This window comes from Enterobacter sp. R-25 (assembly GCF_049913205.1).
GTDB lineage: Bacteria > Pseudomonadota > Gammaproteobacteria > Enterobacterales > Enterobacteriaceae > Enterobacter > Enterobacter ludwigii.
Window position 1 is genome coordinate 500,470 of sequence record NZ_CP183982.1, and the last position, 13,058, is coordinate 513,527.

Annotated in this window: 13 protein-coding genes, 1 tRNA gene and 1 pseudogene; 10 read left to right on the forward strand and 5 right to left on the reverse strand. The window is 58.0% G+C overall.

All coding sequences use genetic code 11. The features are described from left to right. The first annotated feature begins 37 nt into the window (after nt 1–37). The 5 genes from ACN9MQ_RS02380 (at nt 38) to ACN9MQ_RS02400 (ending at nt 6,948) form a co-directional block, all read left to right on the forward strand. The gene (locus tag ACN9MQ_RS02380; RefSeq protein ID WP_251884414.1) at nt 38–490 is read left to right on the forward strand and encodes a YhcH/YjgK/YiaL family protein; all 453 of its coding nucleotides are present in this window, start codon (nt 38–40) and stop codon (nt 488–490) included. A gap of 218 nt (nt 491–708) precedes the next feature. Then, nucleotides 709–1,617 (forward strand): 2-keto-3-deoxygluconate aldolase, encoded by a 909-nt coding sequence (gene yagE / locus ACN9MQ_RS02385; protein WP_047743230.1) that lies wholly within the window; start codon nt 709–711, stop codon nt 1,615–1,617. 14 nt (nt 1,618–1,631) lie between these two features. Then, nucleotides 1,632–3,599 carry a xylonate dehydratase YagF gene (gene yagF, locus ACN9MQ_RS02390; RefSeq protein WP_251884413.1) on the forward strand — a complete coding sequence of 656 codons (1,968 nt, stop codon included), beginning with the start codon at nt 1,632–1,634 and terminating at the stop codon, nt 3,597–3,599. Between the two features lie 335 nt (nt 3,600–3,934). Continuing rightward, the gene (locus tag ACN9MQ_RS02395) at nt 3,935–5,317 is read left to right on the forward strand and encodes an MFS transporter (RefSeq protein WP_251884412.1); all 1,383 of its coding nucleotides are present in this window, start codon (nt 3,935–3,937) and stop codon (nt 5,315–5,317) included. 11 nt (nt 5,318–5,328) lie between these two features. Beyond that, complete coding sequence (locus ACN9MQ_RS02400) at nt 5,329–6,948, forward strand: glycoside hydrolase family 43 protein (protein WP_138613179.1); 1,620 nt, start codon at nt 5,329–5,331, stop codon at nt 6,946–6,948. Nucleotides 6,949–6,952: 4 nt separating this feature from the next. Here ACN9MQ_RS02400 and xynR read toward each other — a convergent pair whose 3' ends face one another. From xynR to argL, 3 genes are all read right to left on the reverse strand, one after another. After that, on the reverse strand, nt 6,953–7,711 hold the full coding sequence (gene xynR, locus ACN9MQ_RS02405; protein ID WP_426021244.1) for a DNA-binding transcriptional repressor XynR: 759 nt from the start codon (nt 7,709–7,711) through the stop codon (nt 6,953–6,955). Nucleotides 7,712–7,846: 135 nt separating this feature from the next. Continuing rightward, complete coding sequence (argF, locus tag ACN9MQ_RS02410; RefSeq protein ID WP_251884410.1) at nt 7,847–8,851, reverse strand: ornithine carbamoyltransferase; 1,005 nt, start codon at nt 8,849–8,851, stop codon at nt 7,847–7,849. Then, nucleotides 8,821–8,895 (reverse strand): putative translational regulatory protein ArgL, encoded by a 75-nt coding sequence (gene argL, locus ACN9MQ_RS02415; protein ID WP_223399268.1) that lies wholly within the window; start codon nt 8,893–8,895, stop codon nt 8,821–8,823. The genes argF and argL overlap by 31 nt, the downstream gene beginning before the upstream one ends. Before the next feature lie 120 nt (nt 8,896–9,015). Here argL and rraB point away from each other — a divergent pair, with 120 nt between their 5' ends. From rraB to ACN9MQ_RS02440, 5 genes are all read left to right on the forward strand, one after another. Then, nucleotides 9,016–9,441, forward strand: coding sequence for a ribonuclease E inhibitor RraB (gene rraB, locus ACN9MQ_RS02420; protein WP_014168417.1), 426 nt, complete (start codon nt 9,016–9,018; stop codon nt 9,439–9,441). A 46-nt stretch (nt 9,442–9,487) separates the two neighbouring features. Next, on the forward strand, nt 9,488–10,246 hold the full coding sequence (miaE, locus tag ACN9MQ_RS02425) for a tRNA isopentenyl-2-thiomethyl-A-37 hydroxylase MiaE (RefSeq protein ID WP_032681832.1): 759 nt from the start codon (nt 9,488–9,490) through the stop codon (nt 10,244–10,246). Nucleotides 10,247–10,276: 30 nt separating this feature from the next. Next, nucleotides 10,277–11,005, forward strand: a complete 729-nt coding sequence (locus tag ACN9MQ_RS02430; protein ID WP_020885380.1) for a hypothetical protein — start codon at nt 10,277–10,279, stop codon at nt 11,003–11,005. A 104-nt stretch (nt 11,006–11,109) separates the two neighbouring features. Beyond that, nucleotides 11,110–11,194 (forward strand) — tRNA-Leu (locus ACN9MQ_RS02435). Between the two features lie 223 nt (nt 11,195–11,417). Further along, nucleotides 11,418–11,912 carry a tyrosine-type recombinase/integrase gene (locus tag ACN9MQ_RS02440; protein WP_407027316.1) on the forward strand — a complete coding sequence of 165 codons (495 nt, stop codon included), beginning with the start codon at nt 11,418–11,420 and terminating at the stop codon, nt 11,910–11,912. 87 nt (nt 11,913–11,999) lie between these two features. On the opposite strand, the pseudogene ACN9MQ_RS02445 reads toward ACN9MQ_RS02440, so the two are convergent. Both ACN9MQ_RS02445 and ACN9MQ_RS02450 read right to left on the reverse strand, forming a co-directional pair. Beyond that, nucleotides 12,000–12,836: pseudogene (locus tag ACN9MQ_RS02445) on the reverse strand (ParB family protein); the annotation flags it as partial. Further along, nucleotides 12,793–12,987 carry a helix-turn-helix transcriptional regulator gene (locus ACN9MQ_RS02450; RefSeq protein WP_001561320.1) on the reverse strand — a complete coding sequence of 65 codons (195 nt, stop codon included), beginning with the start codon at nt 12,985–12,987 and terminating at the stop codon, nt 12,793–12,795. The gene ACN9MQ_RS02450 and the pseudogene ACN9MQ_RS02445, both read right to left, overlap by 44 nt. Nucleotides 12,988–13,058: the final 71 nt, after the last annotated feature.

The window sequence follows — 13,058 nt, forward strand, 5'->3', positions numbered from 1 at the left end:
TTAAAATGAAACGCTGTTTTATATTGAGGATTTATCTATGATCGCTGGCAACATCCATCATCTGCAGTCCTGGCTACCTGAAGAACTGCGTCAGGCTATCGAGTACGTCAAGGCGCACGTTACCGATGCTACCCCCTGCGGCAAACACGACATCGACGGCAACAGCCTGTTTTATCTGGTGTCTGAAGATATGACCCAGCCGTTTGCCGAGCGCCGCGCTGAGTATCACGTCCGCTATCTGGATATTCAGATAATCATGAAAGGCCAGGAGGGGATGACCTTCAGTACCCTGCCGCACGGTACGCCGGACACCGACTGGCTGGCGGATAAAGACATCGCGTTTTTGCCCGAGGGCGGGCAGGAGAAAACAGTGGTGTTAAGTGAAGGTGATTTTGTGGTGTTCTATCCGGGTGAAGTGCACAAGCCGCTTTGCGCGGTGGGCGCGCCTGCAAAGGTGCGTAAAGTGGTGGTGAAAATGCTGGTGGGGTAAGCCCTGTTAGCGTAAGAGAAGGGTAAAACGTTCCCTCTCCCGGTGGGAGAGGGTGAAAGCATCAGGCCGCAGCCCGTCATTATGTGATCCAGCTTATATTTTCCGCACTCCCTCATCGCCTCCCATTTACCTGCGCTTTTTCTGCGTCATAGTATGATCGTTAAATTAATGAACGCTGTTCTATAATGTAGAACAAAATAATTCAGCAAGGAGATCTCATGCCGCAGACCGCGTTGTTCACGGGAATCATTCCCCCTGTCTCCACCATCTTTACCGCCGATGGACAGCTTGATAAACACGGCACCGCCGCGTTGATCGACGACCTGATCGCCGCAGGCGTCGATGGCCTGTTCTTTTTGGGCAGCGGCGGCGAGTTCTCCCAGCTAAACGCCGAAGAGCGTAAAACCATTGCCCGGTTTGCTATCGATCATGTCGATCGCCGGGTGCCGGTGCTGATTGGCACCGGTGGCACCAACGCCCGGGAAACCCTTGAACTGAGCCAGCATGCGCAGCAGGCCGGCGCCGACGGGATCGTGGTGATCAACCCGTACTACTGGAAAGTGTCCGAAGCGAATCTGATCCACTATTTCGAACAGGTGGCAGACAGCGTCACGCTGCCGGTAATGCTGTATAACTTCCCGGCGCTGACCGGGCAGGATCTGACTCCGGCGCTGGTCAAAACCCTGGCCGACTCGCGGAGCAATATTGTCGGCATCAAAGACACGATCGATTCCGTCGCCCATCTGCGCAGCATGATCCACACCGTCAAATCTGCCCATCCGCACTTCACGGTGCTGTGCGGCTATGACGATCATCTGTTTAATACGTTGCTGCTGGGGGGCGATGGCGCGATCTCGGCCAGCGGTAACTTTGCTCCGCAGGTGTCGGTGAATCTGCTGAAGGCCTGGCGTGACCAGGAGGTGGCGAAGGCGGCCGAATACCACCAGATCCTGCTGCAAATACCGCAGATGTATCAGCTTGATACGCCGTTTGTGAACGTCATTAAAGAGGCGATTGTGCTGTGCGGCCGCCCGATCTCCACATACGTGCTGCCGCCCGCGTCGCCACTGGATGAGCCGCGTAAGGCGCAGCTGAAAACCCTGTTGCAACAGCTCAAGCTCTGCTGAGCCGGAAGACGACGATGACCATTGAGAAAATTTTCACCCCACAGGACGATGCGTTTTATGCCGTCATCACCCATGCGGCCGGGCCGCAGGGGGCACTGCCGCTGACCCCGCAAATGCTGATGGAATCCCCCAGCGGTAACCTGTTTGGCATGACGCAAAACGCCGGTATGGGCTGGGACGCCAACAAGCTGACCGGCAAAGAGGTGCTGATTATCGGTACGCAGGGCGGCATTCGCGCCGGGGACGGGCGACCTGTGGCGCTGGGCTACCACACCGGGCACTGGGAGATTGGCATGCAGATGCAGGCGGCGGCGAAGGAGATCACCCGTAATGGTGGGATCCCGTTTGCGGCCTTCGTCAGCGATCCGTGCGACGGACGCTCTCAGGGCACCCACGGCATGTTCGACTCCTTGCCGTACCGTAATGACGCGGCGATCGTGTTTCGTCGTCTGATCCGCTCCCTGCCGACGCGGCGCGCGGTGATCGGCGTGGCAACCTGCGATAAAGGGCTGCCCGCGACCATGATTGCGCTGGCCTCCATGCATGATCTGCCGACCATTCTGGTGCCGGGTGGGGCGACGCTGCCGCCGACCGTGGGGGAAGATGCCGGAAAAGTGCAGACCATTGGTGCGCGTTTCGCTAACCATGAGCTGTCGCTGCAGGAGGCCGCCGAGCTGGGGTGCCGCGCCTGCGCATCACCCGGCGGCGGCTGTCAGTTTCTCGGCACCGCGGGAACGTCACAGGTGGTGGCCGAAGCGCTGGGTCTGGCGCTGCCGCACTCCGCGCTCGCCCCGTCCGGGCAGGCCGTGTGGCTGGAGATTGCCCGTCAGTCTGCACGGGCGGTGAGCGAGCTGGATAACCGTGGGATCACGACCCGCGATATCCTGACCGACAAAGCCATTGAAAACGCCATGGTGCTTCACGCGGCGTTTGGCGGCTCCACCAACCTGCTGCTGCACATCCCGGCGATTGCCCATGCGGCGGGCTGCACCATTCCGGATGTGGCGCACTGGACGCGCATCAACCGTAAGGTTCCGCGTCTGGTGAGCGTGCTGCCAAACGGCCCGGACTACCACCCGACGGTGCGTGCTTTCCTGGCGGGCGGCGTGCCGGAGGTGATGCTCCATCTGCGCAAGCTGGGGCTGCTGCATGAAGATGCCATGACCGTTACCGGCCAGACGGTCGGGGAGAACCTCGACTGGTGGGAAAACTCAACGCGTCGGGCGCGTTTTCGTCAGTGCCTGCGCGAGCAGGATGGCGTCGATCCGGATGACGTGATCCTGCCGCCTGAGCGCGCCCACGCGAAAGGCCTGACCTCGACGGTCTGCTTCCCGACCGGCAATATCGCGCCCGAAGGGTCGGTGATCAAAGCCACGGCCATCGATCCGTCTGTTGTGGATGACGATGGCGTTTACCGCCATACCGGCCGGGTGCGGGTGTTTGTCTCTGAAGCGCAGGCCATCAAGGCCATCAAGCAGGAAGCGATCCAGCAGGGCGATATTATGGTGGTGATTGGCGGAGGCCCGTCCGGCACCGGCATGGAAGAGACCTACCAGCTAACCTCTGCGCTGAAACATATCTCGTGGGGCAAGACGGTATCGCTGATCACCGATGCGCGCTTCTCGGGGGTATCAACCGGGGCGTGCTTCGGCCATGTGTCGCCGGAAGCGCTGGCAGGTGGCCCCATCGGCAAGCTGCGCGACAACGATATCATTGAGATCAGCGTCGACCGCCTGTCCTTAACGGGCAGCGTTAACTTTATCGGCACGGCGGAACAGCCGCTGACGCCGGAAGAGGGGGCGCGCGTGCTGGCGTCGCGTCCGGTGCATCCTGACCTGCACGCCCACGCATTTTTACCGGACGATACCCGCCTGTGGGCGGCTCTGCAGTCGGTGAGCGGCGGCACCTGGAAAGGATGTATTTATGACACCGATAAAATCATCAAGGTAATTAACGCCGGTAAAAAAGCGCTCGGTCTTTAATTATATTTCTGGCTCTTGTCGTCTACGGAAAATATTCCGTGGACGGCTTTTGCATGTCTGTTTTTTATTATTGCGTAAATAATATAATTACATGAAAAACAAAGTCTTTAAATGATATCAGGATGTCGAGTGGCGTCACAAAAGCAAAATATCATAATTCAGAAATAAGATATGACCATTGTCGGTTAATTGAACACTTAATTACACTCTATTAACACGATGTTGTGAATTCAGCACACGAAATAAGGGTGTATTCCTGATGATGCACCGGGCATTTATTTGCCTGAATCAGGACCCTGGCGTTTGCACTGTTCCACGTACTGCCGTTGGGGGTAATGATGCAATTAACCATGAAAGATAAAATTGGCTACGGGCTGGGTGACACCGCCTGCGGCTTTGTCTGGCAGGCCACCATGTTCCTGCTGGCCTATTTCTATACCGACGTGTTTGGCCTGTCGGCGGGCATTATGGGGACGCTGTTTTTAGTTTCCCGCGTGCTGGATGCCGTCACCGATCCGCTGATGGGGCTGCTGGTTGACCGCACCCGCACGCGTCACGGCCAGTTCCGTCCGTTCCTGCTGTGGGGCGCGATCCCGTTTGGGATTGTCTGCGTGCTGACCTTCTACACGCCGGACTTCTCCGCGCAGGGTAAAATCATCTACGCCTGCATAACCTACATTCTGCTGACCCTGGTTTACACCTTCGTTAACGTCCCTTACTGCGCCATGCCGGGCGTCATCACCGCTGACCCGAAAGAGCGCCACGCGCTGCAGTCCTGGCGCTTTTTCCTCGCGGCGGCGGGATCGCTGGCCATCAGTGGCATTGCGCTGCCGCTGGTGAGCATCATTGGTCAAGGCGATGAGCAGGTCGGCTATTTCGGCGCCATGTGCGTGCTGGGGCTGAGTGGTGTGGTGCTGCTCTACGTCTGCTTCTTCACCACCAAAGAGCGCTACACCTTTGAGGTGCAGCCGGGCTCGTCGGTGTCGAAAGACCTCAAGCTTCTGTTCGGCAATACCCAGTGGCGCATTATGTGTGCGTTCAAGATGATGGCGACCTGCTCCAATGTGGTCCGCGGCGGGGCGACGCTCTACTTCGTGAAATACGTCATGGATCACCCGGAGATGGCGACGCAGTTTCTGCTTTACGGCAGCCTCGCCACCATGTTTGGTTCGCTCTGCTCATCCCGCCTGCTGGGGCGCTTTGACCGGGTGACCGCCTTCAAGTGGATTATCGTGGCCTACTCCCTGATCAGCCTGCTGATTTTCTTCATCCCGGCCGAACATATCGCCCTGATTTTCGCCCTTAACATTCTGTTCCTGTTCGTCTTTAACACCACCACGCCCCTGCAGTGGCTGATGGCTTCTGACGTGGTGGATTACGAGGAGAGCCGCAGCGGTCGCCGTCTCGACGGGCTGGTGTTCTCCACCTACCTGTTCAGCCTGAAGATCGGTCTGGCGATTGGTGGCGCGGTGGTGGGCTGGATCCTGGCGTATGTGAACTACTCCGCCAGCAGCAGCGTGCAGCCGGTCGAAGTGCTGACCACCATTAAAATTCTGTTCTGCGTGGTACCGGTGGTGCTCTACGTGGGCATGTTCATCATGCTGTCGTTCTACAAACTCACCGACGCCCGCGTGGCGGCCATCAGCCAGCAGCTGATTAAGCACCGTGCAACGCAGGGTGACGCCGTGCCCGACGCTGCGACAGCCGCATCCCATTAACAGGAGGCAACATGACAACGATAACAAACCCGATCCTCACCGGCTTCAACCCGGACCCGTCCCTGTGCCGTCAGGGGGAGGATTACTACATCGCCACCTCGACGTTTGAATGGTTTCCGGGCGTGCGCATCTACCACTCCCGCGACATGAAGAACTGGTCGCTGGTCAGCACGCCGCTGGACAGAGTGTCGATGCTGGACATGAAGGGCAATCCGGACTCCGGCGGCATCTGGGCGCCGTGCCTGAGCTACGCCGATGGCCAATTCTGGCTGCTGTACACCGACGTGAAAATTGTCGATTCGCCGTGGAAAAATGGCCGTAACTTTCTCGTCACTGCGCCCTCCATCGAGGGGCCGTGGAGCGAACCGATCCCGATGGGCAACGGAGGGTTTGACCCGTCGCTGTTCCACGACGATGATGGCCGTAAATACTACCTCTACCGCCCGTGGGGGCCGCGCCATCACAGCAACCCGCATAACACCATCGTGATGCAGGAGTTTGACCCGCAGACCGGCACCCTTTCGCCCGAGCGCAAAACCCTGTTTACCGGCACGCCGCTCTGCTACACCGAAGGGGCGCACCTTTATCGTAAAGAGGGCTGGTACTACCTGATGGTCGCCGAAGGCGGCACCAGCTATGAACACGCGGTGGTGGTGCTGCGCTCAAAAACGCTCGACGGGCCGTACGAGCTGCATCCGGACGTGACGATGATGACCAGCTGGCATCTGCCGGAGAACCCGCTGCAGAAGAGCGGCCACGGCTCGCTGCTGCAGACCCACACCGGGGAGTGGTATATGGCCTACCTCACCAGCCGGCCGCTGCGCCTGCCGGGTATACCGCTGCTGGCCTCGGGCGGGCGCGGCTACTGCCCGCTGGGACGCGAGACCGGCATTGCGCGCATCGAATGGCGCGACGGCTGGCCGTACGTTGACGGCGGCAAACACGCGCAGCTGACCGTCCCCGGCCCGCAGATAGCGGAGCAGCCCGCCGCCTCCCGGGACAGCTGGCGTGAGGATTTCGACGGCAGCACGCTTGACCCGGAGCTGCAGACCCTGCGCATTCCGTTCGACGACACCCTCGGCTCGCTCAGCGTGCGCCCGGGGTATTTGCGGCTTTACGGCAACGACTCGCTTAACTCGACCTTTACCCAGTCGACCGTGGCACGCCGCTGGCAGCACTTCGCCTTCCGGGCAGAGACGCGCATGCAGTTCTCGCCGGTTCACTTCCAGCAGAGCGCCGGGCTGACCTGCTACTACAACAGTAAAAACTGGAGCTACTGCTTTGTGGACTACGAGGAGGGGCAGGGCAGAACGATCAAAGTGATCCAGCTTGACCACAACGTGCCGTCGTGGCCGCTGCATGAACAGCCGATCCCGGTACCGGACAGCGCAGAGAGCATCTGGTTACGGGTTGACGTCGACACCCTGGTTTACCGCTACAGCTACTCGTTTGACGGTGAGACGTGGCACACCGTGCCGGTGACGTATGAAGCGTGGAAACTGTCGGATGACTACATCGGCGGGCGCGGCTTCTTTACCGGCGCGTTTGTCGGCCTGCACTGCGAAGACATCAGCGGTGACGGCTGCCACGCAGACTTTGATTACTTTACCTACGAACCGCTCACGAAATAGCGGCTCAGGCCGGGTAACCCAGCGCGCGTGAGAGCTGGAGCCCGGCCTGCTGAAGTTGCTCGCGGAAGCTGGCCAGTTCGCCGTCATCCACCCGCGACGTCAGCGTCGACAGACTCAGGGCGGCAATCACGCGGGATTCATGGTTCCACACCGGTACCGCCACGCAGCGCACGCCCTGCTCGTTCTCTTCGCGGTCGAAGGCGTAACCCTGCACGCGAGTCTGTGCGAGGGCCTCCAGCAACGCGTCGCGGGAGGCAAGGGTGGAAGGGGTATAAGTGGTGTACTGATAGCCCTCAAGCAGGGCGTTCAGCTCGGCCTCGCCAAGCCAGGCAATCAACACCTTGCCGATGGCGGTGGCGTGAACCGGCAGCCGACGACCAATGCGTGAATAGGCGATAGCCGCCAGTTTGCCTTCAATCTTCTCGATATAAACGCCTTCACGACCGTCCAGGATCCCCAGATGGGTGGTCTGTCCGGTACGCTGCGACAGCTCTGTCAGCCAGCCTTTCGCCTTCTGGCGAATATCGATTGAGCCCACCACAAAATGACCGCGCTCAACCAGCTTCATGCCGAGGCGATATTTACCGTTTTCCGGGTTCTGATCGATATAGCCGTGAAGCTGCAGGGTTTTCAGCAGCGAGTGGAGGGTACTTTTGCTCAGCCCCATCAGTTTGCTGATGTCGGTGATCTTAAGCTCGGTGGCCTGCTCGTTAAACAGGTCGAGGATCTGCAACGCACGTTCAACAGACTGAATAATCGGCATAATGCTGGTATGTCCACGCAGGAATTAAGGCGAAAACGTACCTTTTTCAGGCGGAAAAATCAATGAAGTGTGGCGCCGGTTTACGCCCTCTCCCGGTGGAAGAGGGCCGGGGTGAGGGCACAAGACCGCAGAGGATCACTCCCCAAGCGTCGCCACCATCACCGCCTTAATGGTATGCATCCGGTTTTCCGCCTGGTCAAACACAATGCTCGCCGCCGATTCAAACACCTCGTCCGTCACTTCCATTCCGCCGTGCAGATCGAACTCTTTCGCCATCTGCTTACCCAGCGTGGTCTGGTCGTCATGGAATGCCGGCAGACAGTGCAGGAACTTCACGTCCGGGTTACCGGTCAGCGCCATCATCTGCGCGTTCACCTGATACCCGCGCAGCAGGGCAATCCGCTCGGCCCACTTCTCTTTGGCCTCGCCCATCGATACCCACACATCGGTATAGATGAAGTCCGCCCCTTTCACGCCGGCCGCTACCTCTTCCGTCAGGGTGATCTTCCCGCCATTCTTCTCCGCCAGCGCGCTGCACTCCGCCACCAGGCGCTCTTCCGGCCAGCAGGCTTTCGGGGCTACCAGACGCAGATCCAGCCCGGTTAACGCTGCCGCTTCCAGCATCGAGTTACCCATGTTGTTACGCGCATCGCCCGCATAAACCAGTGTCATCTCGTTAAACGCTTTGCCCGGCAGGTGCTCCTGCATGGTCAGCAGGTCCGCCAGCAGCTGCGTCGGGTGGAACTCGTTGGTCAGCCCGTTCCACACCGGCACGCCTGCATACTGCGCCAGCGTTTCGACCACGTCCTGGCCGTGACCGCGATACTGAATGCCATCGTACATCCGCCCGAGTACCCGCGCGGTGTCCTTAATTGATTCTTTATGCCCAATCTGGCTGCCGCTCGGCCCTAAATACGTGACGCGCGCGCCCTGGTCAAATGCGGCAACTTCGAAAGAGCATCGTGTACGGGTTGAGTCTTTTTCGAAGATGAGCGCGATGTTTTTGCCAGTAAGCTTTTGTACTTCATTACCCTTTTTTTTATCGGCTTTAAGCTGAGCGGCAAGGGTCAGCAGGGAATTGAGCTGTGCAGGGGTAAAATCGAGCAATTTCAGAAAGTGTTTCTTGTACAGATCAGACATTTTATCCTCACATGGCAAACGCCACTTATTGAATTAAAATTCACTTTATATGTCTAATTATTCATTTGCAACCCCGTTTCACAAATCTTTCCAACAAAGGTGGAGGCAAACCCGTCCGTGTGTGAAAATAGAAGTATCTGCCGCACTTTAAAGAGGAATGAGCCATGGCAAACCCGGAACACCTGGAAGAGCAACGCGAAGAGACGCGCCTGATTATCGAAGAACTGCTGGAAGACGGTAGCGATCCGGACGCGCTGTACACCATCGAGCACCATTTCTCTGCTGACGATTTCGACGCGCTGGAAAAACTGGCGGTAGAAGCTTTCAAACTGGGTTACGAAGTGACCGAGCCGGAAGAGCTGGAAGTGGAAGAGGGCGACACCGTCATCTGCTGCGATATTCTGAGCGAAGGCGCGCTGAAAGCAGAACTGATCGACGCTCAGGTCGAACAGCTGATGAACCTGGCCGAGAAGTTTGAAGTGGAATACGACGGCTGGGGAACCTACTTCGAAGATCCGAACGGTGAAGACGGCGAAGAAGGCGACGACGAAGATTTCATCGACGAAGACGACGACGGCGTGCGTCACTAAGCGTTTCAGGCGGTGGCGCGCGCCACCGCTTTTTCAAGGCAGAACCATGGATTACCCGCAGATACTCGCCCCCGTTCTTAACTTCCTCCAGTGCCCGACCCCACAAGCATGGATTGATCACGCCCGCGACCCGGCAAACCTGCCGCTGCTGCTCACCGACCACATGGTGTGCGAGCTCAAGGCTGCCCAGACCGCGCTGCTGCTGGTGCGTAAATACGTCGCCGACGAAAGCGGTGCCGATGCGCTGCTCGACTGGCTCAAACCCTACGAAGCGTTTACCTTCCGCGAAGGCCCGGAACCGGATTTTGTGGCCCTGCACAAGCAGATTGGCAAAAGCGTCATGCCCAAAACCGACGACCCGTGGGGCCAGGCGCTTATCGACAGCATGGTGCTGCTGATTAAAGAAGAGCTGCACCACTTCTGGCAGGTGCGCGAGGCGATGCTGGCGCGCGACATTCCGTACGTCAAAATCACCGCCAGCCGCTACGCCAAAGGGATGCTGAAAGCGGTGCGCACGCATGAACCGCTGACGCTTATCGACAAGCTCATCTGCGGTGCCTACATCGAAGCCCGCTCCTGCGAGCGTTTCGCCGCGCTGGCCCCGTTCCTCGACGACGACCTGCAGAAGTTCTATCTCTCGCTGCTGCGCTCGGAAGCGCGCCACTATCAGGACTACCTGACGCTTGCCCAACAGGTGAGCGACGACGATATCTCACCGCGCATACAGCTTTTTGGCGAAATTGAAGCCACACTTATCTCGACACCGGACAACGAGTTTCGCTTTCACAGCGGCGTGCCGGTGTAAACCGGCATAGCGAAAAGAAAAGGATGCGAGATGAATAAAACGTGGATCCGTATAGTCGTGGTGACTCTCCTGGCCGCCGTCGTGGCGTTCTGGGTCTACTTCGACAAACAACGCCAGCACACCCCCGAACAGCAGCTTGATACCACCCTCAACGCAATGCCCGCCTGGCAGGTGATTAAAGAGCAGGAGCCTGTGCTTCATCAGCGCATTCTTGACCAGATGGCGGCCCTGCAAAAAGCCGGCGAGCCGGAACAGAAGATTATCGACACCATCCAGCCGCAGATCCTACATCTGCAGATGTCGCGCCTGCAAAACGCGCCGGACGCTAACGTGGTGAACTATATGACGATCAACATGGAGCAGACCGCCGCCATCCAGAAGGTGAGCGACGACGCCTGTTTCCGTTTCCTCTACCCGGCGGTAAAAGGGGGGGTCAACCCAATGCGCATGCTGGATAAAGACCTGATGACGCGGCGCATGCAGGCCGACGCCGACATGATGCGCGCGGCCTACGGCAAAAACCGCCACACCGTAACCCCGGAAGAACGCGAAGCCGCGGTGACTGATGTCCGCCCGATTATGAAAACGCTGGCCGACAAGTACGGCGAGGACATCCAGCTGCTGCAGATGCCGGAGAAGGCGGTGGGCAAAGAGAAGCTCTCCTGCGACATGGTGCAGGAGATGTGGGCGAAGGTGCTGGCGCTGCCAGAGCAGAAGGCGGCAGGCGTGATTCGACTGGCGGTTTCCGAGGTAGAATGACAGGGCGCTGGTTTTTTGGGCACTTAGCGTAGGTTTAGCGCGTCGCCGCTTGCATGGCGGCGCGCGACAGGTATAATCCACAACGTTTCCGCATCCCCTTCAGTGCCGAAGTGGCGAAATCGGTAGACGCAGTTGATTCAAAATCAACCGTAGAAATACGTGCCGGTTCGAGTCCGGCCTTCGGCACCAAGTGATGCAATAATTAGCTACCTAAGGGTGGCTTTTTTTGTGTCCATTCCCGTCCAAATTCGTTCATATCCATCTGTAATTTAAAGATAATTTATTTTTTTGGTAATAACCATATTTATTTTGCGGCTTTTCCGTGTTGGTCATTTTTCATCCATTGACATCCACGCGATTTGGGGGCCAAATTGGGGGCTTAGACGTAGTTCGATAATAGTGAGGCCCCCAAATGGCACTAACAGATCGCGCTATAGTCCACGCCAAGCCTTGTGGAAAGCCGTATAAGCTCAGTGACTCGCACGGACTTTACCTGCTGGTTAACCCTAACGGTTCAAAACGCTTGTACATCAAGTACCGCTTTGTAAACAAAGAGAAAAAGCTCGCTTTAGGCCCTTATCCGCTTTTGACGCTTGCACAGGCAAGACGCATGCGTGAAAAGGCCCAATTACTGCTGATTTCCGGCATCGATCCGAGTGCACACCGAAAAGCAGAACGCCTTGCGATAACGCCGGAACATATGTTCGAGTCTGTGGCACGCGAATGGGTAACCAGTAACGTGAACTGGTCGGCGGAACATAAGAAGCGGGTGTTGCGTTATTACGAGCTTTACGTCTTTCCCACGAATGGCAGTTGCGACATCACCAAAATGAAGGTGGAAGACCTTCTGGTGCCCATCAAAGAGGTGGAGAAAGCGGGCAAATTGGATGTTGCTTCCCGGCTTTAGCAGCGCCTGCCGCTTGCTCTGGCCGTCGGTCAGTTCTGCCAGTAACGTGTTCCAGCTTATGCCGCTGCGGCTACTCATCTCGCCGAGCAACTCATCCTGCACCAGAGGCGGCACCACGGCTTCAGTATCGCCGTCAAAAGTGGCGAGGGCGGTGCTGAACAGGTCGGCAAATTCCGGCTGGCGTTCCATCGGCATCAGCTTTGCCCACACCTGTTCCGCCGCGCTGCGTAGGGCCAGCAGGCGATCGATAACCTTACGGGTCAAGCCGCTGTATAGCGCATTTGGGATGCAGGGCAGCAGCCAGTCCACGGTCTGTAGCATCCGGCTGATTTGCGACTGGCTGACGGGATAGCCATCGCGGGTCAGTTGCTCCGCCAGCGCCAGTTGCGTCAGGCATTCAATGCCTGCCTCGTGGTAAAGATCGCGCAGATGCAGAATGCCTTCCGCCCGTTCGATAAACATCAATCCGTTATGCAGGTCGCTTTCCGCCAGATGGCCGATCAAGCACTGGACTTCGCCCTGCTGCGGTGACAGCGTTTCCGGCCACGGTCTGAACGGCCAGCAGACGCGGTGGTAACGCTCATCCTGCGTCTCCTGCCACAGTTCATTGAGGATGGCGAGGCGCGTATTCCCGCCGCTGGCGAGCATATATTTTTCATCACCGGGGCGACGGGTCAGTACCGGCGGGTTATCCAACCCGCGGGCAAGAATTGACGCTTTCAGTACGTCATAGCCTGGGTTGCGGGTGACACGGGGATTGAGAGAGAACGGCTGGATTTGCTCCAGACTGACCTGGACCATTTCCTGTTCTCCAGTAGTGCTGGCACCGTGAAGCCAGCGGTTGAGCAGGTGTGAAGCGCACATAATCTTCCTCCGGCATTCAGACATCGCGGGTAAGCCGGATGCGCTGGTGGATCCAGGCATCCACCTCGCTTTCCAGCCAGGCGACGTGGCGGCTGTTGAGTCGGATGGACGGCGGAAACTGTTGCAGCTGTATTTGCCGGTAAATCCACGATTTACCGAAGCCGATTTTGTCTTCCACCTGGCGTAAGCGTAAAAATCTGTCGCTATTCATAACCATTCCTCCTGTGTCCAGAGTCGTTCACATCAGCACGTTGGGCTTGGTTATCAAAGCAGCAGCGTCCC

Excerpts from the sequence above, each read along its gene's own strand:
- yagF (WP_251884413.1), top strand. The coding sequence starts at position 1,632 with ATGACCATTGAGAAAATTTTCACCCCACAGGACGATGCGTTTTATGCC.
- miaE (WP_032681832.1), top strand. The coding sequence starts at position 9,488 with ATGGATTACCCGCAGATACTCGCCCCCGTTCTTAACTTCCTCCAGTGC.
- ACN9MQ_RS02400 (WP_138613179.1), top strand. The coding sequence starts at position 5,329 with ATGACAACGATAACAAACCCGATCCTCACCGGCTTCAACCCGGACCCG.
- ACN9MQ_RS02380 (WP_251884414.1), top strand. The coding sequence starts at position 38 with ATGATCGCTGGCAACATCCATCATCTGCAGTCCTGGCTACCTGAAGAA.
- ACN9MQ_RS02430 (WP_020885380.1), top strand. The coding sequence starts at position 10,277 with ATGAATAAAACGTGGATCCGTATAGTCGTGGTGACTCTCCTGGCCGCC.
- yagE (WP_047743230.1), top strand. The coding sequence starts at position 709 with ATGCCGCAGACCGCGTTGTTCACGGGAATCATTCCCCCTGTCTCCACC.
- rraB (WP_014168417.1), top strand. The coding sequence starts at position 9,016 with ATGGCAAACCCGGAACACCTGGAAGAGCAACGCGAAGAGACGCGCCTG.
- ACN9MQ_RS02395 (WP_251884412.1), top strand. The coding sequence starts at position 3,935 with ATGATGCAATTAACCATGAAAGATAAAATTGGCTACGGGCTGGGTGAC.
- argF (WP_251884410.1), bottom strand. The coding sequence starts at position 8,851 with ATGTCTGATCTGTACAAGAAACACTTTCTGAAATTGCTCGATTTTACC.
- xynR (WP_426021244.1), bottom strand. The coding sequence starts at position 7,711 with ATGCCGATTATTCAGTCTGTTGAACGTGCGTTGCAGATCCTCGACCTG.
- ACN9MQ_RS02450 (WP_001561320.1), bottom strand. The coding sequence starts at position 12,987 with ATGAATAGCGACAGATTTTTACGCTTACGCCAGGTGGAAGACAAAATC.
- ACN9MQ_RS02440 (WP_407027316.1), top strand. The coding sequence starts at position 11,418 with ATGGCACTAACAGATCGCGCTATAGTCCACGCCAAGCCTTGTGGAAAG.